This window comes from Shewanella sp. 1311, from assembly GCF_059338235.1.
Window position 1 is genome coordinate 2,970,558 of record NZ_CM181686.1, and the last position, 26,599, is coordinate 2,997,156.

At 47.0% G+C, this 26,599-nt stretch carries 21 protein-coding genes and 1 pseudogene; 11 read left to right on the plus strand and 11 right to left on the minus strand.

Annotation, left to right across the window (positions count from 1 at the left end; translation table 11 throughout):
- Nucleotides 1-25 precede the first annotated feature (25 nt).
- Genes AC5YB3_RS13370 through AC5YB3_RS13380 form a run of 3 tightly spaced genes read left to right on the plus strand, consistent with a single transcriptional unit; the run spans nucleotide 26 to nucleotide 2,735 of the window.
- Nucleotides 26-703: a response regulator transcription factor gene (locus tag AC5YB3_RS13370; RefSeq protein ID WP_006079763.1), complete on the plus strand. Its 678-nt coding sequence runs from the start codon at nucleotides 26-28 to the stop codon at nucleotides 701-703.
- A 49-nt stretch (nucleotides 704-752) separates the two neighbouring features.
- A complete protein-coding gene (locus AC5YB3_RS13375) occupies nucleotides 753-2,009 on the plus strand; it encodes a sensor histidine kinase (RefSeq protein ID WP_006079764.1) in 1,257 nt (418 codons plus the stop codon).
- Between the two features lie 33 nt (nucleotides 2,010-2,042).
- Nucleotides 2,043-2,735, plus strand: a complete 693-nt coding sequence (locus AC5YB3_RS13380; protein WP_259484000.1) for a TIGR01621 family pseudouridine synthase — start codon at nucleotides 2,043-2,045, stop codon at nucleotides 2,733-2,735.
- A gap of 48 nt (nucleotides 2,736-2,783) precedes the next feature.
- Here the strand turns inward: AC5YB3_RS13380 and AC5YB3_RS13385 are convergent, their stop codons facing one another.
- The gene (locus AC5YB3_RS13385; RefSeq protein WP_494525495.1) at nucleotides 2,784-3,953 is read right to left on the minus strand and encodes a GGDEF domain-containing protein; all 1,170 of its coding nucleotides are present in this window, start codon (nucleotides 3,951-3,953) and stop codon (nucleotides 2,784-2,786) included.
- 263 nt (nucleotides 3,954-4,216) lie between these two features.
- Between AC5YB3_RS13385 and AC5YB3_RS13390 the strand changes: the two genes are divergently transcribed.
- Complete coding sequence (locus tag AC5YB3_RS13390) at nucleotides 4,217-4,384, plus strand: YqaE/Pmp3 family membrane protein (protein ID WP_006079767.1); 168 nt, start codon at nucleotides 4,217-4,219, stop codon at nucleotides 4,382-4,384.
- 72 nt (nucleotides 4,385-4,456) lie between these two features.
- On the opposite strand, the gene AC5YB3_RS13395 is transcribed toward AC5YB3_RS13390, so the two are convergent.
- Nucleotides 4,457-6,634, minus strand: coding sequence for a TonB-dependent receptor (locus AC5YB3_RS13395; RefSeq protein WP_494525496.1), 2,178 nt, complete (start codon nucleotides 6,632-6,634; stop codon nucleotides 4,457-4,459).
- A 414-nt stretch (nucleotides 6,635-7,048) separates the two neighbouring features.
- Between AC5YB3_RS13395 and AC5YB3_RS13400 the strand changes: the two genes are divergently transcribed.
- Nucleotides 7,049-7,309 (plus strand): DUF2986 domain-containing protein, encoded by a 261-nt coding sequence (locus tag AC5YB3_RS13400; RefSeq protein ID WP_310795105.1) that lies wholly within the window; start codon nucleotides 7,049-7,051, stop codon nucleotides 7,307-7,309.
- A gap of 133 nt (nucleotides 7,310-7,442) precedes the next feature.
- On the opposite strand, the gene AC5YB3_RS13405 is transcribed toward AC5YB3_RS13400, so the two are convergent.
- The 3 genes from AC5YB3_RS13405 to AC5YB3_RS13415 form a co-directional block, all read right to left on the minus strand.
- Nucleotides 7,443-7,955 (minus strand): M23 family metallopeptidase, encoded by a 513-nt coding sequence (locus AC5YB3_RS13405; protein WP_494525497.1) that lies wholly within the window; start codon nucleotides 7,953-7,955, stop codon nucleotides 7,443-7,445.
- Between the two features lie 39 nt (nucleotides 7,956-7,994).
- Nucleotides 7,995-8,597, minus strand: coding sequence for a hypothetical protein (locus tag AC5YB3_RS13410; RefSeq protein ID WP_494525498.1), 603 nt, complete (start codon nucleotides 8,595-8,597; stop codon nucleotides 7,995-7,997).
- Between the two features lie 357 nt (nucleotides 8,598-8,954).
- Nucleotides 8,955-10,040, minus strand: coding sequence for an MBL fold metallo-hydrolase (locus AC5YB3_RS13415; protein WP_432320821.1), 1,086 nt, complete (start codon nucleotides 10,038-10,040; stop codon nucleotides 8,955-8,957).
- 167 nt (nucleotides 10,041-10,207) lie between these two features.
- On the opposite strand from AC5YB3_RS13415, the gene AC5YB3_RS13420 reads away from it, so the two are divergent.
- Entirely contained in the window at nucleotides 10,208-10,819 is a 612-nt protein-coding gene (locus AC5YB3_RS13420) for a TetR/AcrR family transcriptional regulator (RefSeq protein WP_220591760.1), read from the plus strand.
- A gap of 66 nt (nucleotides 10,820-10,885) precedes the next feature.
- Here AC5YB3_RS13420 and AC5YB3_RS13425 read toward each other — a convergent pair whose 3' ends face one another.
- Complete coding sequence (locus AC5YB3_RS13425) at nucleotides 10,886-12,229, minus strand: anaerobic C4-dicarboxylate transporter (protein ID WP_432345094.1); 1,344 nt, start codon at nucleotides 12,227-12,229, stop codon at nucleotides 10,886-10,888.
- 265 nt (nucleotides 12,230-12,494) lie between these two features.
- On the opposite strand from AC5YB3_RS13425, the gene AC5YB3_RS13430 reads away from it, so the two are divergent.
- Nucleotides 12,495-13,673, plus strand: a complete 1,179-nt coding sequence (locus AC5YB3_RS13430; protein ID WP_071940469.1) for a PrnB family protein — start codon at nucleotides 12,495-12,497, stop codon at nucleotides 13,671-13,673.
- 4 nt (nucleotides 13,674-13,677) lie between these two features.
- Nucleotides 13,678-14,799 (plus strand): aminotransferase class V-fold PLP-dependent enzyme, encoded by a 1,122-nt coding sequence (locus tag AC5YB3_RS13435; RefSeq protein WP_012586527.1) that lies wholly within the window; start codon nucleotides 13,678-13,680, stop codon nucleotides 14,797-14,799.
- Between the two features lie 62 nt (nucleotides 14,800-14,861).
- On the opposite strand, the pseudogene AC5YB3_RS13440 reads toward AC5YB3_RS13435, so the two are convergent.
- A pseudogene (locus tag AC5YB3_RS13440) lies at nucleotides 14,862-15,937 on the minus strand (dicarboxylate/amino acid:cation symporter).
- A gap of 258 nt (nucleotides 15,938-16,195) precedes the next feature.
- Entirely contained in the window at nucleotides 16,196-17,605 is a 1,410-nt protein-coding gene (gene glnA, locus AC5YB3_RS13445) for a glutamate--ammonia ligase (RefSeq protein ID WP_006079778.1), read from the minus strand.
- A gap of 1,023 nt (nucleotides 17,606-18,628) precedes the next feature.
- Here glnA and typA point away from each other — a divergent pair.
- Nucleotides 18,629-20,440 (plus strand): translational GTPase TypA, encoded by a 1,812-nt coding sequence (gene typA / locus AC5YB3_RS13450; RefSeq protein WP_012196535.1) that lies wholly within the window; start codon nucleotides 18,629-18,631, stop codon nucleotides 20,438-20,440.
- 299 nt (nucleotides 20,441-20,739) lie between these two features.
- Here typA and AC5YB3_RS13455 read toward each other — a convergent pair whose 3' ends face one another.
- Both AC5YB3_RS13455 and AC5YB3_RS13460 read right to left on the minus strand, forming a co-directional pair.
- The gene (locus tag AC5YB3_RS13455) at nucleotides 20,740-21,762 is read right to left on the minus strand and encodes a GGDEF domain-containing protein (protein ID WP_494525499.1); all 1,023 of its coding nucleotides are present in this window, start codon (nucleotides 21,760-21,762) and stop codon (nucleotides 20,740-20,742) included.
- A 172-nt stretch (nucleotides 21,763-21,934) separates the two neighbouring features.
- A complete protein-coding gene (locus AC5YB3_RS13460; RefSeq protein ID WP_432330676.1) occupies nucleotides 21,935-23,149 on the minus strand; it encodes a 4Fe-4S binding protein in 1,215 nt (404 codons plus the stop codon).
- A 367-nt stretch (nucleotides 23,150-23,516) separates the two neighbouring features.
- Between AC5YB3_RS13460 and AC5YB3_RS13465 the strand changes: the two genes are divergently transcribed.
- Nucleotides 23,517-24,521: an isopenicillin N synthase family dioxygenase gene (locus AC5YB3_RS13465; RefSeq protein ID WP_115335718.1), complete on the plus strand. Its 1,005-nt coding sequence runs from the start codon at nucleotides 23,517-23,519 to the stop codon at nucleotides 24,519-24,521.
- An 18-nt stretch (nucleotides 24,522-24,539) separates the two neighbouring features.
- Nucleotides 24,540-25,700 (plus strand): trans-sulfuration enzyme family protein, encoded by a 1,161-nt coding sequence (locus AC5YB3_RS13470; RefSeq protein ID WP_115335717.1) that lies wholly within the window; start codon nucleotides 24,540-24,542, stop codon nucleotides 25,698-25,700.
- Between the two features lie 230 nt (nucleotides 25,701-25,930).
- Here the strand turns inward: AC5YB3_RS13470 and AC5YB3_RS13475 are convergent, their stop codons facing one another.
- A complete protein-coding gene (locus AC5YB3_RS13475) occupies nucleotides 25,931-26,584 on the minus strand; it encodes a DUF2959 domain-containing protein (RefSeq protein ID WP_115335716.1) in 654 nt (217 codons plus the stop codon).
- Between the last annotated feature and the right edge of the window lie 15 nt (nucleotides 26,585-26,599).

The following is a 26,599-nucleotide window of genomic DNA, read 5'->3' on the forward strand; positions in this document are numbered from 1 at the left end:
TAGGATTGAGGAGCGCAACATACAGATGAAAATACTTTTAGTTGAAGATGATGCGACGACGATTGATTACATCGTCAAAGGATTTCTTGAGCAGGGCCACAATATCGAAACGGCGAGCGATGGCCACCAAGGTCTCTCACTCGCCACGAGTAGTCAGTACGATCTCGTGATCCTCGACCGCATGTTACCCCAGCTCGATGGCTTAAAATTATTGGCCGCCTTAAGGGCAACGGGCAATCAAACCCCAGTGCTGATTTTATCTGCCTTAGCGCACGTTGATGAGCGAGTGAAAGGCCTGCGCGCGGGCGGCGACGACTATATGACTAAGCCGTTTGCCTTCTCTGAGTTATTAGTGCGCGCCGAAAAACTCATGCACCGTGGTCAATCTGTGCCAGTCACCACAGATCTTGTTGTCGGTGGATTGAAGATGGAATTACTGACCCGTAATGTGACCTTAGACGGGCAAGAGTTGATGCTGCAGCCGAAAGAGTTCCAGTTGCTTAAGTATCTTATGGAACATGCGAATCAAGTGATTAGTCGCACCTTGTTGTTTGAAGCTGTGTGGGATTATCACTTCGATCCACGCACGAATGTTATCGATGTGCATATCGCAAAATTACGCCGTAAATTTGAAGAGTTAGGCCATGGCGAGCTTATCGAAACCGTGAGGGGAGCGGGTTATCGCTTACGACAAAGGCATTAAGCCTTACCAAAGCAGCGCCTGGCGCATCACAATCGTCTTTTCGACCTTAGTGACGGTGATCATTGGGGCGCTGCTATTTGCCCTCTATCGACAGTTGATCATCGAGCAACAGTATCAAGTGACTCAATATTTAGAGTCAGAGACCCAACGTTATCAACAACTTGCCCTAACGGTTGATCGCCGTAGTTTTGCCGCTCAAATCCGCGCCGCCGATCCGCAGACGGCGCTCATCGCTTGGCGCAACAGTTATGACATGGTCGGTGCCTTGAGCTTTATGCCCGAAGGCATGCCCATGCTGCCGCAAACGCGGGATTTCCCCATCTTAACCGGTGGTCCAGATAAGCTACACATTCTTACCGGCGGGCTAGTGATGACTCGCTACGGCCCTGTGTTAATTGCGACCCGTACCGATAACTTAGCGACGTTAATCGATAAGTTTATCAGTGCTGCGGCGACTGCCGTGATGCTGACGATAGTGTTGACCTTAGCGCTCGGCTATCTGTTTTCTAAGGCGATTTTACGTCGATTAGTGCAATACAACCGCTTGAGTGAACAGATTGAACGCGGTCATTATGACACCCGCTTACCCTTGAGTTGGCGTCAGGACGAGTTCGATATGTTGGCGCTGCAGTTTAATAATGTGCTAGATATCCTCGAAAATAACCTGATGGCAGTGCGTGGTGCGACCGATAATATCGCCCACGATTTACGTACTCCATTGTCACATATCCGCATTGGGCTTGAAGAGCTGGCGAGTAAACCCAGCGATGAGATTAGCGAGGGTTGCGCGATTTTGACCGAGGAGCTCGACCATTGTTTAGCGACATTTGATGCCATGTTGTCACTCACGCGTATCGAAGAAGGTCAGCAGACGCTCGATTTGCAGGAGTTAAGCCTAGCGCAACTGTGTACCGATTTGTTGGACATGGCCGATGCCGTGGCAGAATCCAATGAGCAAACCTTGAGTTTGTCGCTGTTGGCTGACCATAAGGTTTTTGGTGATAAATACTTATTATTCCAAGCCTTATATAATCTTGTCGATAATGCGATGAAGTATTCTGGCCAAGGTGCGCGGATTGAGATTATTCAGTCAGGCCCTCAAATTCAGATCCGCGATAATGGCCCCGGTATTCCCGACGACAGTAAAGAAAGAGTGTTCGAACGCTTAGTGCGCCTCGACCCTAGCCGGCATTTACAGGGTACAGGTTTAGGATTATCTATGGTCAAAGCGATTCTCTCACGGCACAATGCCAAAATTAATCTCACGGATAATCATCCCGGCTTAGTGGTCACTATTAAGTTTTAAGTCGATGATCCGCATTACAGTGTCGAGAACTCCATGTATCGAATCATAGCCGATGAGGCTGACTTCCTTGTTATCTCCAAATCAGCCAAAGTGCATTTCCACAGTCAGGATGGAACGGCGGGCGTGGTGGCGCAGGCGGAGCAAGATTTAGGGATTAAGCTTTTTGCCGTGCATAGACTAGATACACCTACGTCTGGTCTGTTGATTTTGGCCAAAAGCGCCGTCGCCGCTAAGCAATTTACTGAGCTGTTTACCGCTCATAAAGTGCAGAAATATTACCTCGCCCTCGCGAAAGGCAAGCCGAAGAAGAAGCAAGGCTGGGTGATTGGTGACATGGCAAAGTCGCGGCGTAGCATGTTTAAACTGCTGCGCACTAAAGAGAATCCGGCAATTACGCAGTTTTTTTCATTAAGTGTCAGCGAGGGATTACGTTTATATTTACTGAAACCCCATTCGGGTAAAACCCATCAATTAAGAGTCGCCTTGGCAAGCTTAGGTGTGCCGATTTTAGGCGATGATTTATACGGTGGCACGGCGGCGGATCGTTGCTATCTACATGCCTACTGTCTGCATTTTCGTTATGGTGACGAAGTCACTGGCTGGCGTGATTACGCGTATAGGGATGTGCCGACTCAAGGTGAACATTTTGCCGCTGCAGGTGTGATTGAGGCGCTAGTTTCATGGCGTGAACCCGATACTTTGGCTTGGCCAGCGAAAGGGGATTAATACGAGTCGCGTTATTTTTGCGTGAGGCTAGCAAGATTTTGCGAAAGCCTAGCAAGCTTGGCAAATACGATCTCGGCCTTCAGATTTTGCGCGGTACATGGCTTGGTCTGCTTGAATGAGTAGCTTGTCGGGCTGGCATCCTTGATAGGTAGTGGCGTAACCTAAACTGGCATGGATTTTTATCGTAACACCTTGCCAGACAAATGAATTGTCCTTAAGTACTTGATGCAATTTCTCGGCAACGGCTCTGGCGGCGGGTGCATCGGTCGCGGGTAAAATCACCAGAAACTCCTCACCACCGTGACGACATAGGGCATCATTTTCACGTAATACTGATCCAAACAGTCTCGCCGCCGTCAGCAGGGCGAGATCACCCGCATCGTGGCCGTATTGATCGTTAATCTCTTTAAAATGGTCAAGATCCAATAAAATCATACTGTAAGGCACACTATCCCTTAGCCAGCGTTGATGGATATTGTTGAGAAACTTATGCATAGCCCGCCGATTCCACAGGCCTGTGAGTTGATCTCGTTCCGCTAACATACGGATTTTGCTGACGAGTCGCGTCATGGCATTACCTATCATCACGATATTGATCAATAGGGTTAGAAATACATAAAACCACAGCACAGGTATCGCTTCGTGCGTGTGCATGGCGATAAACATCGGACTTTCTTCTGGGGAAAGCAGGGCGATAAAGATGCGAATGGTAAAAATACCCACCATAGCGACTAAAGGCATGACCATAGCGATGGCGACTCGATTCCCCGTATCGCGTTTAATGGCCTGATAGTTATCCCGCGTTAGCATGGTAAAAATCAGCGCGGCGCAGGCGGAGAAAGCAACGGCTAAGGTGCGTTCGGAGCTGAAGTTGGGTGGAACCGAGATCATCACACTGGCCGTGATTGCCAAGAGAATAAGATCGGATTTAACGCTGGGACTCAGCCTGAAAAGTGCCTTAGTACCCCAGCGTAATAGGATGAATCCAAACAAAATCGCCATATCGGAGCAGAACCAAAAAAGGTAGCTGGAGGCTTCTGAGCGTTGGCTGTTGAGTATTATGCCAAGGAGGACGAACAAGTTCGCCAGAGAAAAGCGCATACTGGCCTGAGTGGCAATCTGTAAGGGTTTAGCAATGAGTCCCCATGCCACGGCTGCGGTGCTGGCCAGTAGGCAAATAAATTTGATGAGTAATAGGGCTTGGGGATCAAATATCATTCTTTTACTTCATATTTTTCTTTAACTATAGATGCTTTTAGGCATTTTCGGTTGAAGTTTATAGGATATCTTAATCTGTATTTATCGGCAGGAGGTGGGCTGTATCCTCTTTTGAATTTATGGCGATATTAAGTGCCTTTATTTAGAGAATAACTTGGGTTATTTGCTGTCTTGTAAGCTAAAATGTTTGCAAATTCTGAGTCTTCCTGCGAAGTTAGACCCTGTTGATTCGCCTATAATCTCCGTTTTAAGGATGCCCTGTTATGGATACAAATAAATTACTCTTAGTCATTATTGCGATTCTATTGCCTCCTGTTGCCGTATTTTTGAAGGCAGGAGCGGGTAAAGATCTGCTGATAAACATAGTGTTGTGTTTACTGTTCTGGTTCCCCGGTTTATTACATGCACTCTGGGTCGTGACCAAGGCATAATTTGCTTTCTTCCACACAATAAAAAAGCGCAATTTAATTGCGCTTTTTTATGCTTCAAAATGAGCCTTTCACTTAGAAAGGCAAGGTGTAGCCTATTGTCGCAGTACGTCCCATACCTTTGAAATAACGATCATTTGTACCCATGGTTTGTGAGTAATAATTGAAATAATCCTTATTAAACAGATTTTGCAGACCTAAGCTCAGGGTGCCAGTGTAAAGCGGCATAGAGAAGGAAGCATCGACTGTGGTATAGCCATCAAACTCAGCGTACTTGTTGCCCGCAGCATTTTTAAAGTCGCGGTCCATGTAGTAGTTGGCTTGAACGCGGGTCGACATGTCATTATCGAAGTTATGGGTCCAGAACAGGTTTATACGGTTGGGCGAAATATTTGCGCCATCGAGATCGGTATCGACTTTGTTATCACCATTTGAATCGTATTCGCCCTGTTGAATGGCGATGTTCATGCCAAGATCATCATTGCTGGTGAGGTAGGCGGTAATATTGGCTTCGATACCCTCGATGACACTTTTTTCCCGCTTCACGTCGTAGAAACCATCGCCATTTAAGGCTAAACGTGAGCCAAAATCAGTGGCCGAACGATAATATGCAAACTTAGCGCTTAAGTATTTACCTTGGTAATCGGCACCAACTTCGACGTTATCTGTGACGATCGGCGTGAGCGCCAATGAGTCATCTATGCTGGGATTGTCGCCGGGGAAGCTTTTACCATCACGCAAAATACGGCCGATATCTGGCATACCAAAACCTTGGTTATAGCTGGTATAAACGCGAATGTCTGGGGTGATTTTGTAGGAAATACCGACGTTGAATAAGGTTTCATCGAAGGTGGCTGAACCGCCTGCAATCTGCTTGTTGCCCGCACCCCATAGGGTTTTGTAGTCATCAACGCTCAACTCGGCATGTTCGTAACGAACACCGGTCGATAAGGTTAGATTTTCAATTAAATCATAATCTAACTGCAAGTATGGCGCGACGTTGTCATAGGTGCTTTCCGGAACCCACGAAAAACCCGTTTTCACTAAATCTTGCTCTGTGGTATCGCGGAAAAGGTCGACACCGTAGGCCGCATCAATCCCTGAACCCGCAATATCCTTAGCGATCAAGGAGCTTTTCAACCCCCATTTAACTGAAGCGTTACGCGATTGCTCGTAGTACAAGCTTTCGCCTTTGCTGCCGACACCGCACTGGATCACTTGGTCGCTACCTTCGAAGGATGGATCGTAGAAACTGTCGAAACAGCCGCCACCATAAACCGCTTTAAAATCTTGATTAAAGAGTTGCAGGTTAAGTTGTTGGCCACCAATGTTGGCGTGGGTATAAGTCAAACTGGTGGTGGTCACTTGGTTGTTAGCCGCTTCCCATGGCTGGGTTTCTTTAATTGCGCCCGTGGGCACGCCATTGGGTTTGTCGCCTGCAACGGGCATCCAATCGCCATTGTTGTCTGCATTGTAATGGTTAACCATTAATTCAAGGCGAGACTCATCGAAGTTATGGCCAAGCTTGATGAAGAAGTCTTTGCTTTGACTGTCCATCGACTCGCCTTGAGTTGTGTCTACGCCAACAACGTCGTGGTTGGCATCGTAGTACACACCATTATTGCGATAGCTAACCGAGCCTATCATGTCGATAAATTCAGACTCGCCAGAAAACGCATAGCTGGCACCAAAGCTTAAGCCGTTGGATTTCATCGAATCAGGAACTGTCACATCGAAACTCGCAACCTGTTCGCTGTCGCCAGTGGGCTTTTTAGTGATGTAGTTGATGATGCCGCCTTGGGCACCGAGACCGTGCATCGCATTGGCACCGTGAATGATTTCAATACGCTCTATCATGGCAGGATCGATAGTTTGACCCGAACGCCCTCCACTGCGAAGTGGGTTCGATTGCGGTACGCCGTCGATCATAATCAATGGTGGACGACCACGCAGGGTTTCGCCTGTGTTACTCATCTTCTGGCGGCTTGGCGAAAAGCTTGGGGCCAAGTTACCGATAATGGTCGATAAATCTTTAGTGGTGCGGAACTGTTCTTCTAACTGGGCGCGGTCAATGATAGTGACGGTATTAGGGATCGAGCTGGGGGATTTATCCATCCGACTCGCGGTGACAGTGATTTTTTCTATGTCTTTATTTTTGTTGTTTGAATTGCTATCGGGGGCATCTTGAGCCGCAGCGGATTGGCTTAGCGCTGCAAATACGGCTAAAGCAACAAACGAGGTTTTGAATGTCATATAACTTCCTGCTAAGGGCGAATGAGTTTGCTACACCGGCTCCTTTGGCATAAGTCCATATTCCATTAAACGGCATTACAAATGATAACGATTTTTATTCTGTCGCGATTTTAGGGGAGGAATAACGGCTTGTCTAGTCGTGTCATACAGGAAATTGCACGATTTGGCGGCAGTATTGATAAATTGCGACACAGCACTCGGTATAGAGATTTAACCCCAAGGGTTACCTAGTGCGAGTTCATGTCGGTAAGATATGACCTTACTTAGCGTTTAGCATGGCTTTCGCGATCTGATGGTTTGGTCGCAGGCTTGATGACTTGGCTTGAAAACGCGGTTTGTTAACTAGGCTTGTTAATTTGGTTAGCATTGGGCGTGGGTTTGATGGCCGGAGGCGATCTGACTTAGTGCTTTCGATTGTCTGGCGTGCAGTTGGAAGGCTATAATCGCGCCCCTTTATTCCGTATCTGCATTGGTGCCCTGATGAACCGTAAAAAGAAGATAAACCAAACCTTGAAGAGCAAGGCGAAAAAGGCCAATGCCAAACTGCAATCGAGCAATAAACCTAAATACATTGCGAAGGCGGATAGGGAATCATTAGCTGCAGAGGCCGATACCGAGTCGCATGCTGCGGCAGTTAACTCTGTGACTCTTGATAGTAAGTCTGCTGAATCATAAGTCTCCGTTCATTTCTTCGTATAATGTGTCGGCCATGCTGGCATTCAGTGAGTTTGCCTACATGGCGAGTTGCTGAACCCTCATTAGTAGTTGATATTGTCGCGAAGCCGCTATGTTACTCATCACCTAAGTCTTAGTGTGCTTCTAAGTAGCTGATGGGGTTTTGATAAAAGGCCTTTTTATATCCTTGGGTTGAAGTATCTATTAGCCAAGGTTTAGGCAATAAGCTCAAAATGGAATAATGCAAATGTGGCGGTTTACCTTGAGCATTACCCGTATCGCCGACAGTGCCCAGCGTTTCACCTTGGTGGGCAATTAATCCCGTGGCTGATTCAATTTGCGCTAAATGGGCAAAATAATGAATTTGCCATTTAGCACCTAGACCAACGACCACATTACCTCCTTTAAAGAAGTCGCCTCGATAGAAGATCAGCATAGGCGTTGGCGCAATCACGGCAGTGTTTTTGGCGGCGAAAATATCTATCCCCTTATGTACGCCCGATGGGCCCCAAGGTTCATACCAAAAGGTTTGGCTGTTCCAATCTTTACTGCTGGCGCCTTTGACTGGGATCACCGGTGACTCAGGGATCAGATAGCCGCCAAGTAGCAGTAACGATAGTGCTAATCCACCATATGTTAACTTCATTTTTTATCCTGCATTAAGCCTTAGTACTTCTCTCAAGTTCTAATGAAAATCACTGAATTCCTGCCAATTTACGGGGTACTGTAAGCGTTCAGCCGCTGAAAGTGATAACCAATAGGGGCGCCAAAAATAGTTACACCAAAAATCGATATTCCCTTGAAGACTGCCGAGTGTATTGGGATCGACATGGGGAAAGCTTTCCCAAGGGTGAGGTAAAGTCGATTTGAACGCAATCAGCTGTTCTAATAGTGCTTTGTCGTTGCTGATTAAACTGACGCAGATCCCCGAAAAATCGGCATATTGGTGGAGCTGCAAGCTGGTTGCTCGGCTCCGATGGGTTATCAGGCCATTGAAGCTGGCGGCATGTTCGGGCAATACCGTAAAACCTGTATTGCCGATTAACGTATCTAAGGTTTGCTTGCCTTCTAAGGTCAGTAAGCCGTGAACTTGATAGGCATAAATATCGGCCTGCACTATTGATGTTACTTGCGGATAGGCTTGGTTTGTCGGCAAGTCGATGTCGGGCATTTGCGCGGGATGAAAAATGGCGGCTAAGTCAGCTTGTCGCTCTAGTGTGCTGTTGCCATGAAAGGCGCTATGAAGATGTTTTTTTAGCCAAGTGAGCACAGACATGAGCGCGACCATATAAGGTGAATGTTAATTGATCATGGCGTTTCTAAAGATTCAAATCACCAATCTACTTCTTGTACCCGCGATTTTACTCATCCGTATACGGCCAGCTTGAAGGATTAATACCGTTAATTCAGTTGGATATTTAAAATGACAAGGTAAGTGATTTTATGCCTGTAACTAAGCTGTCGTCTAGGGTTTAGCGTTAGCAGGAAGAAGCTTAATACTTAAGTTGTGAGCTTTTGAGCGCCGACGAGTGGGAATCTGTCGAATGGTAAACCGCAGTGGCTCTCTTTTGTTGGAGAGCCACTGATTCAACGTTTTTAAGCGTACTGATAAAGGTTTAGATACACGTGCTGATAAGAGTTCAGCTTAAAACTTATCTGAACTCATGCGCGCCGGAATGATTTCAAACTCGGTTCTGTCTTTGGGTAAATAGGCTTTCCACCAAGCGTGATTCAAAGCTGGGCTATGGGCTAATTCACTCAGGTTGATCCCTTGACCAAATTCCGGCGTAAGCAGCGGCACGTCATAGGCCTTGGCGGCTACGGCTATGCGTTCCAATGGCTCGTACCAACTATGTAGCGCGAGATCGAAGCTGCTGTTATGTATCGGAATTAAGTGTCGTCCCCGCAGATCTAAATGCGCCCGCAGTGATTGCTCTGGCTGCATGTGGATATCTGCCCACATCTCATCGTAGGCACCTGTTTCGATTAAGGTTAAATCGAAAGGCCCAAGTCTGTCGCCAATCTTTTTAAAGCCGTCGAAGTAACCGGAATCACCGCTGAAAAACAGTTTTAGTTCAGGGGACTGAATAACCCAAGATGCCCACAGGGTTTGGTTTTTGTCCGTTATACCACGGCCCGAAAAGTGCTGTGCCGGCGTCGCGATAAAACTCAGACCCGCATGTTGGATTTCTTGCCACCAATCGAGCGCGACTATCTTGCTGGCAGGCACGCCCCATGCGAGCAAATGTTTATCTACGCCCAGTGGCACGATAAATTTTTGCGTGCGCTCGGCGAGGGCTAAAATGCTGTGTTTATCTAAATGATCATAATGATCGTGGGACAAAATAATCCCTGCGAGCACTGGAATATTATCGAGTTCGATCGGCAACTCGTGGAATCGTTTTGGCCCAAACATTTGGCTTGGCGAGGCGCGTTTCGAAAACACAGGATCGGTTAACCAATATTGACCGTTGAGTTGTAACAGCACTGTTGAATGGCTGATTTTATACAGCATAGGTGTCGCATTGGCCGTTGGGTTTAGCTGCATTTTTTGGATCGGTAATGGCTGGTTTGGGCTCTTATCTGGAATATTTTCAGTCATGTAACGCCATAAAATAGAAAGTAAATTACCTTCACCACTGTGGGTATTGGGAGCTTCATTGCTGAATTTGTCACCCTCAACATGGGCCGAAGTCTTAGTGTTTACGTCAGTATTTGTTTGAGTGGCCATGATAAAGCTCCCGAGTCGTAGTAAGGTCAAGACAATCTTCAATCGCATTTATAATTGCATGTACAATATTAAAAAGTAAACTACACAGTGTAGTTTACATGCGGCGGTGTAAAAGTAAACTGGATAGTGTAAAATGTCGACAAATGATTTTTATGGCGTAGGAAAACATGGCAGACAAACCCATTAAATTGACAAATTCTCAGCAGAAACGTGTGGCGATTCTGCGTGCCTCGCGGGAAGAGTTTATGGTCAATGGCTTTGTGGGTGCCAGTATGGACAGGATCGCCCAGCGGGCTAATGTTTCTAAACGTACTGTGTATAACCATTTTCCGAGCAAGGAAGTGCTGTTTGATACCACAACCACAGAGCTGTGGGCGCGGACGAAAGAGGCGGCGACCTTAGTTTACAATCCTGCGCAGAGTCTTGAAGATCAGTTGCAGCAAATTGCGCATCGATGCTGGGCTTTGTATCAGCAGCCTGAGTTTCTCGATGTGGCGCGGGTGGTGATGGCAGAGTTTATTCGCTCGCCTGTCCAAGCGACTGAAGCGATGGAGAAGCTTGCGAAGCAAGAAGGTGGACTCGAAGCTTGGCTTGCGGGAGCGGTAGAACACAAGGCGCTGAATATCGACGATATTGCGATGGCATCGACTCAGTTTTGGGGCATGTTTAAGGCGTTTGCATTCTGGCCTAAGCTGTTCCATATGAAAAATAATGATGAGCACCAGCAAGCGATTATCGACGCCAATATCAAGATGTTTTTGGCCATGTATCGCGCTTAAACTTATCGTTCCATGCTATTCAACATAAAGGCCGCATCGCGGCCTTTATTATTTATGTAATACAGACTAGAGCAAGGCTGTCGCCAGCATATAACCGACGGTCGATGCGGTACCCACGCCGATAAAACCTGGAATGATAAAGCTGTGGTTAATAATGAATTTACCTATTTTAGTTGTGCCTGAACGGTCAAAGCCGATACAGGCCAGATCGCTTGGATAGGTAGGCAGTACAAAATACCCGTAGCTTGCTGGAAGGAAAGCGATCAAGAGTTTTGGATCGACTCCTAATGCGAGACCCATAGGCGCAATGGCAGTCAGCGCGGCTGCTTGGCTATTAACTAGCTTAGAGATGAGGAACAGCACTAAGGCATAGGTCCAAGGCTGGCTTTGCACCACGTGGGACAGGTTTTCCTTAAGCACATCCATATGGCTGATGAAGAAAGTATCACTCATCCACGCCACACCAAATACTGAGAAAATCGCCACCATGCCCGCTTTAAAGACCGGGCCATTAGAGATGTTTGTCGGCTTGACTTTGCAGGTCATTAGGATAAATGCCCCCGCAATTAACATCATCATCTGGATGACTAAGTTCATCGATAATAAGGTCGTTTTCCCTTTAACTTCAAAGGCAGGGCGCAGTTCACTAAAGGAACCTAGCAGCACCACAGCTGCAATAGCCGCAAAGAAAATCCCCGTTGCCCAGTAAGCTTCCTTAGGAAAACGTTGATTTAGCAGGGTTTCGCTCTTGTCATAGATAAAAGCTCTTTGGACAGGATCTTGAATCCGTTCTTGGAATTCTTCGTCTTTATCTAAATCTTTACCGCGACGTAGGCTCCAAAGTGCGGCGGCCATCACACCGCAAAGCGATGCCGGTACTGATACCATTAAAATTTCGAGCAGATTGTAGGCGCGGCCCACACCTTGCTGCGATGCGAGAATCGACACCATAGAGACAACCGCTACCGACACGGGCGAAGCACAAATCGCCATTTGCGAGGCGACGGATGCCACAGCCATTGGGCGTTCTGGGCGAATATTTTTCTTCAGCGCGATATCGGAAATAATTGGAAACATGGTGTAAACCACATGGCCTGTACCGCAAAGAAAGGTCAGCGTCCAAGTGGTCAGCGGCGCCAGAATGGTGATGTATTGTGGATGGCGGCGCAGTAGGCGCTCGGCAAACTGCATCATCACATCTAAACCGCCTGCGGTTTGTAATACGGCCGCACAGCCGATTACCGCAAGAATCGTTAGCATAACTTGTACTGGCGGTTGTCCCGGCGCTAAACCGAAGACAAATATCAGTAAAAACAAACCTATGCCGCTGATGAGGCCGAGTCCCATACCGCCGTAGCGGGTACCGAGTAGTAGGCAACTAAGCACTACTATAAATTCCATTAAAATCATCCGATTTACCTCTGCGGAATCTACCGCTTAGCGATTTGTTGAGTGATGAGTGTTTTCAGGGACATTTTGCGGAGGAAAAGCGTTTGAAAAATTGCGCTGGCGCATGGTGTAAATAAAAAATGGCATGAGATTTTTCGGAAATTTGACCTAGCGCTAGAAACACGTAGCGATAAGTTGCATTCTGGTTAACGAGTTTTATGGAATGGGCTAAGACTTTGAGCTCGCTCCGTTTAAAAGAACGATAACAATACTCAAGGATAAGCCCGTGAAACCAGCCACCTTTAACACCGAAGCCTTCGATGATTGGATCCGCAGTCGCTTTGTCGAACTCAACTCAGAGCTAGAACAGCTTTACTACCAACAAACGGATCGGGCCAATGTGCTCGATATTGGCGCAGAAGCTAAGTTGGCGCTGGAGAGCGAAGGGCGAGAGTTGATTAAGGCCTTGCTCGATGAGGGCAATACCGACGAAGGGTTCGACAGTGCTTTTGATTTACTCGGCAACGTGGGCCTGTATATGGCGGCCTGTCGACGCCATGAAATTACCGAGCCTTCGCGGGAAACCACATCGCCATTAGCCGAAGCCTCCGCGCTTGCCATGCACATCGGCGCTTCAATAGGCGTCACGCCGCGCTTTGCCACCGCACATTTAACTACGCACAATCGTGCCCACAATGGCATTTATAAGCGCTTTACCGATCTTCCCGCTGAAAAGTTGTTTGTGGATTACAACACTAAGGGCATTTTGGCCTATAAACGCGCCGCCGATGCGTTATTGAAGATCCAGCCTTTGGGTATTTCCCATCCCATCAGCCACGATTTACTGCGAGTCGCTAAACAGGCATTGCAGGATGTGATTGAGTCGAATACTCAATTATTCAATCGATTAGATACGGATCGTTTCTTTTACTGTGTTCGCCCTTACTACAAACCTTATCGGGTGGGATCGGTCATTTATCGCGGCGCTAACGCTGGGGATTTTGCGGGGATTAATGTAATCGATTTAACGCTAGGTCTTTGTTTCGCCAATGAAGCTTCCTACTCGCAAATGCTGGTGGACAAGTTTTTGTACATGATGCCAGAGGATCAGCAGATATTACGTGAGTGCATGCGTCGGCCGAATTTGATGGATGATTTCCTGCAGGCAAAAGACAGTGCAAACCAAACTTGGTATCAAGAAAATTTGCGACTCTTTATCGAAGTCTGCGAATTACATGGCGAGACTGCGATTCAGCACCATAATGAGTTAGTGACTAAATATATTGCCGAGCCTTCGACAAGTATGGAGCAGCAGCATTTAGCTAAGGTTACCGCCAGTGGTCCGCCACTGCATGTGCTACTCGGTTCATTGGAGCGACTCAGAGATAGGCGCGCCGCCGTTCAGCGCAGCGATATTCGGACGCGTTATTATGAGATTAAAAAATTAAAAGAGAGTTTGAGATAACACTATGTTTGAAGACTTTAAAAAGGACTTTTACCTCGCGGGTCCAGGATATCTATTGAACCATTCAGTCGGTCGACCGTTAAAATCGACCGAACAGGTCTTCAAAGAAGCCTTTTTTGCGCCTTGGCAGGAATCGGGGCGCGAGCCTTGGGGTCAGTGGCTGAGTGTGATTGATGATTTTACCTTTGCCTTATCCAAACTGTTTAACGGCCACCAAAAGGACTTTTGCCCTCAGGTAAATCTTTCCAGTGCACTGACTAAAATCGTTATGTCACTCGACCGATTAAATCGCGAACACGCCGTTGTGTTGATGAGTGAGATTGATTTCCCCAGTATGGGTTTCGCCCTTAAAAAAGCGCTGCCAGCTAGCTGCGAAGTGCGTTTTATTCCTAAGGGACTCGATGTCACTGACCCTAATGTGTGGGACGCGCATATCAGTCGTGATGTAGATCTGGTGTTTGTCAGCCATGCTTACTCGAATACGGGGCAGCAGGCGCCATTAGCCAATATTTTCACCATAGCCCGTGAGCGAGGCTGTTTGAGCTTAGTGGATGTAGCGCAATCGGCGGGGATTATTCCGCTGGATCTTGCACGCCTACAACCTGACTTTTTAATCGGTTCGAGTGTGAAATGGCTCTGCGGCGGCCCTGGTGCCGCCTATCTTTGGGTTAATCCCGCCATATTGGAGAGTTGCCAGCCAAAGGATGTGGGGTGGTTTAGCCACGAGAATCCGTTCGAGTTCGATATCCATGATTTTCGTTACCAGCATTCCGCAATGCGCTTCTGGGGTGGAACGCCTTCAATCGCCCCCTATGCCATTGCTGCCCACAGCATTCATTATCTTGCGGGTTTAGGCATCCCCTTGCTGCGTAAATGTAATCAGCAGTTAATTGATGCCGTGGCGCAAGAGCTCGAACATGAGTTTGTGTCGCCACGGGATGTTGAAAAACGCAGCGGTACGCTGATTTTGCAGTTTGGTGAGCAACAACATCAAATCATGACGGCATTAGCGAACGCGAATATCAGCGTCGATGCTCGCAGCATGGGGATCCGTATTTCGCCGCATATCTACAACAATATGGCCGATATCAAGTTGTTACTGGACGTGATAAAAGCCAATCGGTAGCCAATTGATAAGGGCTCTGTGGATAAATAGCTATGCCCAAACCTCAGTGTTTGGGCATTTTTTTAGAGTCGTTTACGATTTAGCCGCTCGATGATCTGGCAGGCGTTCAAGTCGTGTACCACGTTAATGACCGTCGATGGTGCATCGGTAATTGCCCCTATCACCACTAAAATTGGTATGGTTTCCATTGGCAAGCCTAAGGTCGTGACGATAAAAATCTCTCCGAGGAAAGCGCCGCCCGGCACGCCGCCTATGATAAAGGCCGATAGAACCGAAATCAGTATTGTCACCATAAACACATCGACGGTGAAATCTAATCCGAGTAACGAGTAGATAAACACGATTTTTAGGGCTGTGATGATTGAGGCGCCGCCCTTATTTAAATTGACCAATAATGGCAGGCTGATGTCGGCGATTTCGGGTTTAATGCCCATCTTCAGCGCGGTTCTCAAGGTGACGGGTAGGGTGGCGAGTGATGATGTGGTGCCCAGTGCCGTCACTGCAGGTTCGAGGGCGAAGCGCCAGAATTGTTTAACCCCTTGAGTGCCACCGCCAAGCCAAGCGTAAAAGGTAGAACCCACGGTTAGATAAATAAAACAGGCGACCATAAACAGGCCAACGGCGCGGGCAAAGGTGATAACAAGCTGCGGATCTTGGCTTGCCATTGTCGAGGCGAAATAGGCACCGAGTCCCACGGGCGCTGCCACCATAATGATCGAGACTATCTTCATGATGACGGTATTAAAACTGTCGAGTAATGCCGAGACTTTTCTGCCATCTTCCCCCGATTGACCTATCGCAATCCCCGCAATAACCGACATGATGATCAGGGCTAAGATATTGGATTTTGATAATAAACCTGAAAAGTCATTGGTGGTCAGCAGGCCGACAAAATCCATCGTCCCCGCAGTATCGCTGATGGTTTGATTGAGATCTAAGGTAACACCTTGGGCGGGGTCGAAAAATAAGGCCAGCCCGATAATGCCCACGGCGGGGATAATCGCCATCACTATAGACACCGCCATGATTGACACTAACAGAGCGCCAGTTCTGGCAACCCGACACCGAGCACGCCGCCCAACAATAACGCGGTGAGCAGCACGATGGAATCTTTATAAGGTTTTATCTTTTGCCACATAGGTAAACGCCTATTGTTATTTTTATGAATAAGATGCGCCCAAGTGATCAGGATTAATCGTGCTGCATGGACATTCTCAAGCTAGCGATTGCATTGAGTGAGTGCAAGGTGTGATTGATTTTAAATCGAAAAGGTTTGAAATCTATACGTGATGGATTTTGATTTTTATGATTAATGGATTTGGCTTTATAGCTAGTCAGAGCTTCATCTATAAAAAAGCCCCGACAATTCGGGGCTTAATCAATTTGCGAGTAAGGATTACAAGCTGTAGTACATTTCAAACTCAAGTGGGTGAGTTGTACGTGCTACGCGCTCAGCTTCAGCTGTTTTCAGTACGATATAAGATTGGATGAAATCTTCACTGAACACGCCGCCTTTAGTCAGGAACTCATGGTCAGCTTGCAGGTTTTCAAGGGCGTTTTCTAATGACGTTGCCACTTGTGGGATTTCAGCCGCTTCTTCTGGAGGCAGATCGTACAGATCTTTGTCCATCGCTTCACCTGGGTGGATCTTGTTTTGGATACCGTCAAGACCCGCCATCAGCAGCGCTGCGAAACCTAAGTATGGGTTTGCATGTGGATCTGGGAAACGCGCTTCGATACGACGGCCTTTAGGGCTTGGTACCACAGGAATGCGGATTGATGCAGAGCGGTTACGGGCAGAGTAGGCCAACATAACAGGTGCTTCAAAGTGTGGCACTAAACGCTTGTAAGAGTTAGTGCTTGGGTTAGTGAAAGCGTTCAGCGCGCGAGCGTGCTTGATGATACCACCTATGTAGTACAGAGCCGTTTCACTTAAACCCGCGTATTTGTCGCCAGCGAACAAGTTAACACCGTCTTTCGCCAGAGATTGGTGAACGTGCATGCCGCTACCGTTGTCGCCAACGATGGGTTTAGGCATGAAAGTCGCCGTCTTACCGTAAGCGTGTGCCATGTTGTGCACTACGTACTTCAGAATTTGGATTTCATCCGCTTTTTTAGTTAACGTGTTGAAGCGAGTTGCGATTTCGTTTTGACCCGCAGTCGCCACTTCGTGGTGATGCGCTTCAACCACTTGACCCATTTCTTCAAGCACTAAACACATAGCGCTACGTAGGTCTTGTGATGAGTCAACCGGTGCAACTGGGAAGTAACCGCCTTTAGTGAATGGACGGTGACCTGTGTTGCCGCCTTCGTAGCTAGTGCCTGAGTTCCAAGCCGCTTCTTTAGCGTCGATCTTAACGAAACAACCTGACATGTCAGTACCGAAACGGACATCATCAAATAGGAAGAATTCTGGTTCTGGGCCAATCAAAACAGTATCAGCGATACCAGTAGAGATTAGGTAAGCTTCTGCTTTTTTAGCAATTGAACGTGGATCACGGTCATAACCCGTCATAGTACCTGGTTCAAGAATGTCACAACGGATCAGTGCTGTGGTTTCTTCGGTGAAAGGATCCAGTACGAATGTCGTTGGATCTGGCATCAGTACCATGTCTGATTCGTTAATGCCCTTCCAACCTGCGATAGAAGAACCGTCAAACATTTTGCCGTCTTCGAAGAAATCAGCATCTACCTGATGAGAAGGAATAGATACGTGCTGCTCTTTACCTTTAGTGTCGGTAAAACGTAAATCAACGAACTTAACTTCTAATTCTTCAAGTTGCTTTAAAACTGATTCAACTGACATTCTCAAGCCTCCGGTAGGGTAAAGGGATGCCCCTTCTATAATCTTTTAACTCAAGTGATTTATCTTGAGCCAAACTTACGAGCGATAAAGCGATATCCATGCCAATAATTTAACTAGCTGATTAACATGGTTTAAAATCTTTGTTGCACTTAATTGGATTCGTGTTTGCACCACTATGGTGCTTTTGGCTGTGGCATTTTGGTGCATCAATCCATTTTGGTGCGCACTGAATTGATTCATGCAAACCTAGGCTGGGATCCAAACTAATAACATGCACTGCTTATGTGGCAGTGAGATGGCAGTGACGCCTTGGCTCACATTAGTCGCATAAGGACAGCAGCAGTGAATCTAGCACATCTTTTCAGCACAGAACGGGACTATTTCTCTGGGCTGTTTCGCCGCCGCAAAATTGTCATAAAACCACGCTAGTCTGTCCAACTATGGCACGCATTCTCAATCCAATAGTGGTTTATTATCATATTATTAGGAAAGAGTTCGTTCTCATGTGCGAAATGTCTTTGCTGTTCACAGACCAAGTGAATCAATGATGCGTAATAAAGGTATAGCGTGACAATGAAGTGAGTCTTAAAGACATTCAGTTTTCGCGGTCATAAACGCCAATATGAATGCTCAGTTAAATGTACGCTAGAATTTATTGCTGTTTCTCGGTGAGATGATTTCATCGCGGTGACATCACTTTTAATTGATGTTTAAATCAGCAGAAATGGTTTGCGTCTAGAGTATGAAAAATAGCAAATTCAGCTGCTTAACTCTGATTTTTCCTACGAATATGGCAATTGAACAGTGCTTTAACTGTGGCGGTAGAGGATTTCACTCAATGGAATATTGGCAGGAATTACCCAAGGATTGGCGGATTGTTTTATAAGTGTTCAAAAATAATCCTGTGCGCCAAGGCCGCTCTGGAGTAGAATGGCACGCTTTTTATTGTGGCGGATCGAGCTAGATCGCCATAACGAATTACTGAAATATCCCTATTTTTGTTTGATGGTAAGAGGTTTATCCGTGCTAGAGAATTTACGTAACATCGCCATTATTGCACACGTTGACCATGGCAAAACGACCCTGGTAGACAAGTTGCTGTCACAGTCAGGCACCCTTGCAACCCGAGGAGAAGCCACTGAGCGGGTGATGGACTCCAACGATCTTGAAAAGGAACGTGGGATCACGATTCTGGCAAAGAATACTGCCATCAAGTGGAACGACTACCGTATTAACATCGTTGATACCCCAGGCCACGCCGATTTCGGTGGTGAGGTTGAGCGTGTTCTGTCTATGGTTGACTCAGTATTATTACTGGTTGATGCCGTTGACGGTCCAATGCCACAAACTCGCTTCGTAACGAAGAAAGCGTTTGCTCAAGGCTTAAAGCCAATCGTTGTTATCAACAAGATTGACCGTCCAGGTGCACGCCCAGATTGGGTTATCGACCAAGTATTCGACCTGTTCGACAACTTAGGCGCAACCGACGAGCAGTTAGATTTCCCAATCGTTTACGCTTCTGCGTTAAACGGTTTTGCAACTTTAGATCCGGATGTAGCGAGCGATGATATGACGCCGCTGTTCCAAACTATCGTTGAAAAAGTATCTTTCCCAGATGCTGACGCCGAAGGTTCGTTCCAGATGCAAATTTCGCAAATCGACTACAACTCATACGTGGGTGTTATCGGTATCGGCCGCATCAAGCGTGGTAGCGTTAAAACTAACCAACAAGTGACCATTATTGGCGCTGATGGCAAAACTCGTAACGGTAAAATGGGCCAAGTATTAGGTTACATGGGTCTAGACCGTACTGAAGTTGAAATTGCTAACGCGGGCGACATCGTTGCTATCACAGGTTTAGGCGAGCTGAAAATTTCTGACACTATCTGTGCCGTTGGCGCAGTAGAAGCAATGCCTGCTTTGACTGTTGATGAACCAACTCTGACCATGACTTTCCAAGTTAACACTTCACCTTTTGCTGGTAAAGAAGGTAAGTATGTGACTTCACGTAACATTCTGGAACGTCTGCAAACAGAATTAGTCCACAACGTGGCACTGCGTGTTGAAGAAACAGAAAGTCCAGATCGCTTCCGCGTATCTGGTCGTGGTGAATTGCATTTATCAATCCTGATTGAAAACATGCGTCGTGAAGGTTACGAGTTAGCCGTATCACGTCCAGAAGTAATTCTGAAAACCATCGACGGTGAACTGTGTGAACCATACGAGACGTTGACTGTTGACGTTGAAGAAGAAGATCAAGGCACAGTGATCGAGAAGTTAGGTACCCGTAAAGCTGAAATGAAAGACATGCAGCTTGATGGTAAAGGTCGTGTACGTATCGACTTCATCATCCCAAGCCGTGGTTTAATCGGTTTCCAAACTGAATTCTTAACTGCGACGTCTGGTACTGGTCTAATCTACCACTCGTTCGACCATTACGGTCCACACAAAGGTGGCGATATCGGTCAACGCGCTAACGGCGTATTGATCTCTAACGCTACAGGTAAGGCTCTGACCTTCGCACTGTTCGGTCTACAGGATCGCGGTCGTCTCTTTATCGGCCATGCCGCTGAAGTATACGAAGGCCAAGTAGTTGGTATCCACGCTCGCTCAAACGATCTGACAGTTAACTGTCTGAAAGGTAAGCAGCTGACCAACATGCGTGCTTCTGGTACTGACGAAGCTCAAGTACTGACTACGCCAATCACCATGACACTTGAGCAAGCGCTTGAGTTCATCGATGATGACGAATTAGTTGAAGTAACGCCTAAGAACATTCGTGTTCGTAAGAGACACTTGACTGAAAACGATCGTAAGCGCTTTAACCGCGCTTAATGCCAGTCTGATGATTCAGGTGGCACGCCATTAAGGTGGGTTAATCGGTTTAAAAGCCCTGCATAGGAAACTATGTGGGGCTTTTTGTTGAGAGTTATTTGGTCATGGGCATGTCGATAGTTTGCGCTATGGAGCTGATGTGGCGTTTTATTCATTACATCGCTAAAAGCTTAGTGCTTGCAGCATATATTCTCTGTAGCACTGCGGGCTCTGCTCAAGGTTGTAACTCTGTTGTTCTGTGATGAGAAGATAGGGTATGCCTGCGATTAGTTAAAAATGCTGAATCTTGAGATCCTGTATTACTCCTCATTCATCACCCGTATGCAATTGCGGCCTGCTGATTTTGCACGGTAAAGCGCGGCATCGGCTTGGCGAACTAACTCTAAATGGCTTTGTTGGTTTGAGGGTTGCAGATAAGCGACTCCTGCGCTGACGGTCACAATACCAAGGTCGGTATCCGCATGTGGAATGGCAATGGTTTGGATCAGTTGATGAATATGCTGCGCTGTGTCGAGCACCGTTTGTTTGTCGATATTGGGCAACAGAATGACAAATTCTTCACCACCGTAGCGAGCCACGAGTTCGCCCGCTCTGCGGCCGGATTGGGACAAAGTACTGGCCAGTTGTTTAAGGCAATCATCTCCCGCGAGGTGGCCATAGTGATCGTTAAATTGTTTGAAGTGGTCAATATCGAGCATGATGAGAGCCAGTGATGAGTTGCTCCTTTGTCCTCGGCTCCACTCCGTTTGTAACATCATGTCAAATAGGCGGCGGTTGCCGATATTGGTTAAACCATCGGTATTGCTGAGTATTTCGAGTTGCCTATTAGCTTCTGCCAGCTCACAGGTTCGTGCCTTGATCATGGATTCAAGCTCGACATTACGCTCTTCTAATCGTGCTATCGGGTAAATTTCCCCTTTGTGGGCTAAGCCGTAGGGGATGGATATGCCACTGTGGGCAATCATCCAGTCTTTGTGTTCTAGACGAAATATCAACACTAGCCGTGCTGTCTCGCGGGAAAGCATGGGATTAGGGATGGGTAAGTGGATATGAAAAAAGGCATTTACAACCACGAGGTTGTCGGCAAGATCTTGTAAGGAGAGAGCTAACATTTCGATATGGATCCGCTCAGGCACTTGTGCAAAGTCCTGCCGAGTGATCCGCACCCATTCTTCCCTGTCGGTGACAAGCTGGTCACTACTGCCAGCATAGCCGCTAAAATTCTCACTAAAGCGGTGGGTTAGCCTGTCATCACGGGAGGAATACATCTCAATATATTCGTCAAATAACGAACGGATCAGTTGCTGTCGGTTGGGTCGCATAGGCTAGCTCCGTGATGGAACATAAAACCACTTATCTGGTATTCGCATAGGAATAGTATCAGCGATAAAATCGAGTGGTTGCCTGATTGTAGTCAATGTTATGACTTATATATTAAAAATACTGCAGATAGTGATGTAAGCCATTATCTGCAGTGTGCTTTTGGGGTATTAGCTAATGCCCAACTCTATCTATCACTTGGATCAGTTCCATGCGGATATTGTCGGGTGTTTGGCTATGCCAGAAACCTGCTAAGTAAGCGCCAAGCGGTAGAATAAATAAGGTGATGAGTACTAATGCGAGCAATCCTTTGTGGCCGAGTCTGTGGCCGGATTTAAGTCCTAGGCCAAGGGCGGCAGATTTTGGACAAGCGGCGACGCAGCGCATACAGGCTTGGCATTCGTCACTGCGAACCGTGGTTTTGGTGTGCACTATGATGTTTGCTGGGCAGGCGCGGGTGCACTTGTCACATTTCATCCCTTTTGCTTCGATAAGACAGTGCTGGCTATCGCGGCGGATTTTTAAGGGACTCGCAAAACTTAAGATCCCGAGCATGGCACCATAAGGGCACAAGTAACGGCAGAATCCCTGACGGCGCCATGCGGCTAAGGCAAGGATCAACGCAAACACTAATAAAGTAATTAGGCTAGGTGTTAGAAAGAACAGTGCCATCTTCAAGTCGGCAATCTTATGGTAATTGCCATCGAGATAATTAGGAATCGATTGCGCTGGCATGCCAATCACTATGTAACAGAGGCCAAGCAGCAATAGATACTTGAGCATACGCAGTGGCCAATCGAGCCAAGCGGGTGGTGTTAGTTCTGATTTAATAAAGCGTTTTCTAAAGGCATACAGATATTCCCCTGCCAAACCTAATGGGCAAGCCCAACCACAAAATGCTCGCTTGCAGAGTAATCCTGTGAGTAATACCGCAGCTAACATCACTGCCGCTGCAGGATGGGTTTGATCCCATAAATTCAGACTGACAATAGCCTTAAGCTCAATGCCGCCAGCAATTGGCAGGAAAGCATCGACCACATCTGGGCGCATGAGCCAAGGTGTAATACCTTGCTTAAGCAGTATGGTATTGATTGTGTATTGCACGGCAACCAGTAAAAGCGATAGCGCCAAGACATGCTGAGTGCCTTCCCGCAGGGTGTTTATCTTAATCTCACCCTTGAAGGAATCAGGTGCAAATTTATGCCCCAATAATGCCAACGGCAGCGCAATAATCAGTCCGAGTGCCAATGGCCAGTAAAGGCTAATCGCGACGGCGCCGACGCTGAGTAACAGTGTGGCGGCAGCGCCCCATTTCTGGCCGCTCCAATAGCTGAGGGAGGCGAGATACATGAGTGCCAACATCAGGGTGAGTGATTCGATAAAAGTCATAGTGATGAATACAGCGAATGAGTAACGAGTACAGTGTCTGAGTGATGAACTGATGATAAGTTTTTGAGTACTAAGTGAAATTGTGCGACAGGTCTAAGATTGGTGCTATCAATCCATTAAAGCGCGCCATAGCTCACAAAGCCAAGTGTTTTGGGCTTGCACAAAAAAAGAAGGGATTGCAGGGAGGCGAGATGAGTAACGTTACGACTCATCGACAAGTGAAAGGGAAGTATGGAAGCCTAGATGTCTATATATCTAAATGATCTAATATTCTTGTTTGATATATCAAATAGTTATTAATTCGTTATCCATTAACCTATAAAGGCATAGAATCCGACTCAAATCATGCGTTGAATTGGAGTCATTGATGGAACAATTACCGATATTGAATTTAAGCGATTGGCATGCGGGTGGGCAAAGTCGTCACGCCTTCATTAATAAACTTGCCGATGCAGCTAGAAGGATAGGTTTTTTCTATTTAACTGGCCATGGCATTGAGCTCGCGAGACAGCAGCAAGTACTTCAGTTAGCTAGGGATTTCTTTGCGCTCCCTCTCGCCGATAAGCTCGCTGTGAAAATGACGAACACGCCTCATTTTCGTGGTTATACCCGTTTACAAGGTGAATTGACTTTAGGGAAGCCTGATTTGCGTGAGCAATTTGACATAATGCAAGAGGAAACCGCTAATCCTCCGCGTTCGGATGTGCCCAAATGGTCGCAATTACAAGGACCTAATCAATGGCCGTCCCAATTACCGCAGATGAAAACGATTTTATTGGAATGGCAACAGGACTTAGCCGATACCAGTGTTACGCTATTGAAGGCGCTCGCTGTCGCATTAGAGCAATCAGAGACCGCATTCGATGCCACGATTGATACTGGCCCATATCAACACATGAAGCTTATCCGCTATCCAAGTGCGAATGGAGAGACTTCTGGCCAAGGGGTGGGAGCGCACAAAGATCCTGGTTACCTCACCTTAGTGCTGCAAGATAAGCAATCGGGTTTAGAAGTTCAGACTGACGACGGCTGGGTAAGCATTCCGCCCTTGGAGGGCGCCTTTGTTGTTAATATAGGTGAGTTACTTGAGTTAGCCTCTAACGGGTATTTAAAAGCCACTTATCACAGGGTCACTAGCCCGCCTGCTGGAGTTGAGCGCTACTCTTGCGCCTTTTTTATGGCGGCACAGTTGAACGCTACGGTTCCCTTGTTACCCTTGCCTGAATATTTGGCACGCCAAGCCCAAGGGCCTGCAAGCGATCCATTAAATCCACTCTTTCACCAAGTTGGCCAAAACGTATTAAAAGGACGTTTACGCTCACATCCTGATGTTGCGAAAGCGCATTACGCCTCATTTTCCAATGCTATTTAATTGTTATTAGGATCTATTATGCAGTTTAAAACCAAATTACTTCACACCCATCATACCGCTGAAAACTCAACGGGTGCGCTCACGACACCTATCTATCAAAGTAGCACTTTTGCCTATGGCAGTGCCGAAGATGGTCGAGCGCGTTTTGCCGGTGAACAGCCGGGGTTTATCTACAGTCGTATGGCGAACCCCACTGTACAGGCACTCGAACACCAATTGGCCCAGCTAGAGGGGGCTGATGACGCGCTTGTGGTTGCGAGTGGTATGGCGGCAATCAGCAGTATTTTCTATGCCTTGGCCAGTCAAGGTGATGAAATCGCATTTATCGATCCTGTATATGGTGGTACTGCGGCATTTCTAATACAAACGCTGACCCGCGCGGGCATTACAGTGCGCCGTTATCAAGATGATGACCACTTATTGTCTGAGATAAGCCCCGAGACAAAAATTATCTTATTTGAGCCTATTACCAATCCGACCTTAAAAGTCAGTGATTATCGTAAGGTAAAGCTCGCCGCTGAGCGGGTTGGGGCAATCACCATTTGTGATAATACGTTTTTAACGCCGTATTTATTCAAACCGCTGGAACATGGCATAGATATCGTGATGCACAGTGCCACTAAATATTTAAGTGGGCATGGTGATTTAATCGCGGGTGTAGTCGCGGGCCGTAAAGCATTAATGCAGCCAATTCGCACCTTAGCACTTAAGCATATTGGGGCTGCTATTGGGCCACAGGAAGCCTATTTACTGCAGCGCGGTTTACGTACTTTAGCGTTGCGAATGGATGCCCATCTTGCGGGAGCCGCTAAAGTCGCTGCTTTTTTAGCATCACATCCGAGCGTCGAAAAAGTCTATTATCCAGGGCTTTCACAGGATCCAGGGCATCAAGTTTTGAGTGAAACGATAAATGCCTTTGGCGGTATGGTGAGTATTGAGCTTGAAGGCGGGTTTAGCCGAGCGGCGCAGTTTTTAGATAATTTAAACCTATTTACTCAAGCGGTCAGTTTAGGCGATCTAGAAAGCTTAGCTTGCCACCCAGCAAGTACTACTCATGCGGCAATGGATGTCGCGAGCAGGCTAGCTTCTGGGGTGAACGATAACCTTATCAGACTGAGTATTGGCGTTGAAGATCCTCAAGATTTAATTGCCGATCTTGAACAAGCATTAGCGATCTAAGACGGATAATTTGAATCCGGCCTGTCGCTTGGATCGTGTGTACAACTCGCGGTAGATTTTTCCTGCGGGATAATTTGATGAATGGTCAATCACTTAGTGTGATGTGCCATGTCAGCAACTCACTAACAATGACTCATATTAAGCGGCGATGAGTTAGCCCAAGCTGTTAGTTCTATTTTCTTTAATTGAAACTAACAGCTTGCGCCTCGAATGAGTCAATTGTATTCAAGCTAACTTTTTGATTTTTCGAGTGACTCGATAAATTTGTTCGACTCGTTAATCGATTTGTTCATCTCTTTAATCAGGCCCGAAATATCGGTTTGCAGGCTGGCAAATTCGCCTTTGATCGCACCAATGGCTTGGGCGTTCAAGTTATGCTTGAGATACAGCATGTTGTCTTTCATGGCGGTAAGGATAGGTGGCATTTTTGATTCGGCGCGGTGCATGCTTTTGATCAATTGTTCGTAGGCGCGGCGGGTTTCTTTGAGCTTAGCTTCACTGTTACGGCGCAGGCTGGCTTTGCTGATCTCGCCAATTTCACCTTGCCACTCATCGAATAACGCTTCGGCCACATCTTCAACTTTCTTGATGCGGTTGCTGACGTTATCTGCGGCGCTTTGGGCCGATTCGTATTCATCCTTAGCCTTGTTATAGGCTTTTTCTAGGTTGCCGCCATCGTGATTGAGCAGGGCTTGCATCTCTTCGAGGGCCGAGCTGAACTCTTTTTGGGCGTCCTCTTGGGATTCTTTCGCGTCTTTAACTCTGTCGACCATAATATCGCGTTTATGGTAACCGACCTTTTCCATCGCGCCATAATAGGCACTTTGGCAACCACTGAGCAGGAGGCTTGCGGCAATCAGGCCTGAAGTTATCAGTCTTTTCATTGGGTATTCCGTCAC

Coding starts and splice junctions, on each gene's coding strand:
- AC5YB3_RS13370 (WP_006079763.1), top strand. CDS start 26: ATGAAAATACTTTTAGTTGAAGATGATGCGACGACGATTGATTACATC.
- AC5YB3_RS13380 (WP_259484000.1), top strand. CDS start 2,043: ATGTATCGAATCATAGCCGATGAGGCTGACTTCCTTGTTATCTCCAAA.
- AC5YB3_RS13385 (WP_494525495.1), bottom strand. CDS start 3,953: ATGATATTTGATCCCCAAGCCCTATTACTCATCAAATTTATTTGCCTA.
- AC5YB3_RS13390 (WP_006079767.1), top strand. CDS start 4,217: ATGGATACAAATAAATTACTCTTAGTCATTATTGCGATTCTATTGCCT.
- AC5YB3_RS13395 (WP_494525496.1), bottom strand. CDS start 6,634: ATGACATTCAAAACCTCGTTTGTTGCTTTAGCCGTATTTGCAGCGCTA.
- AC5YB3_RS13405 (WP_494525497.1), bottom strand. CDS start 7,955: ATGAAGTTAACATATGGTGGATTAGCACTATCGTTACTGCTACTTGGC.
- AC5YB3_RS13410 (WP_494525498.1), bottom strand. CDS start 8,597: ATGGTCGCGCTCATGTCTGTGCTCACTTGGCTAAAAAAACATCTTCAT.
- AC5YB3_RS13415 (WP_432320821.1), bottom strand. CDS start 10,040: ATGGCCACTCAAACAAATACTGACGTAAACACTAAGACTTCGGCCCAT.
- AC5YB3_RS13420 (WP_220591760.1), top strand. CDS start 10,208: ATGGCAGACAAACCCATTAAATTGACAAATTCTCAGCAGAAACGTGTG.
- AC5YB3_RS13425 (WP_432345094.1), bottom strand. CDS start 12,229: ATGATTTTAATGGAATTTATAGTAGTGCTTAGTTGCCTACTACTCGGT.
- AC5YB3_RS13435 (WP_012586527.1), top strand. CDS start 13,678: ATGTTTGAAGACTTTAAAAAGGACTTTTACCTCGCGGGTCCAGGATAT.
- glnA (WP_006079778.1), bottom strand. CDS start 17,605: ATGTCAGTTGAATCAGTTTTAAAGCAACTTGAAGAATTAGAAGTTAAG.
- AC5YB3_RS13455 (WP_494525499.1), bottom strand. CDS start 21,762: ATGCGACCCAACCGACAGCAACTGATCCGTTCGTTATTTGACGAATAT.
- AC5YB3_RS13460 (WP_432330676.1), bottom strand. CDS start 23,149: ATGACTTTTATCGAATCACTCACCCTGATGTTGGCACTCATGTATCTC.
- AC5YB3_RS13465 (WP_115335718.1), top strand. CDS start 23,517: ATGGAACAATTACCGATATTGAATTTAAGCGATTGGCATGCGGGTGGG.
- AC5YB3_RS13470 (WP_115335717.1), top strand. CDS start 24,540: ATGCAGTTTAAAACCAAATTACTTCACACCCATCATACCGCTGAAAAC.
- AC5YB3_RS13475 (WP_115335716.1), bottom strand. CDS start 26,584: ATGAAAAGACTGATAACTTCAGGCCTGATTGCCGCAAGCCTCCTGCTC.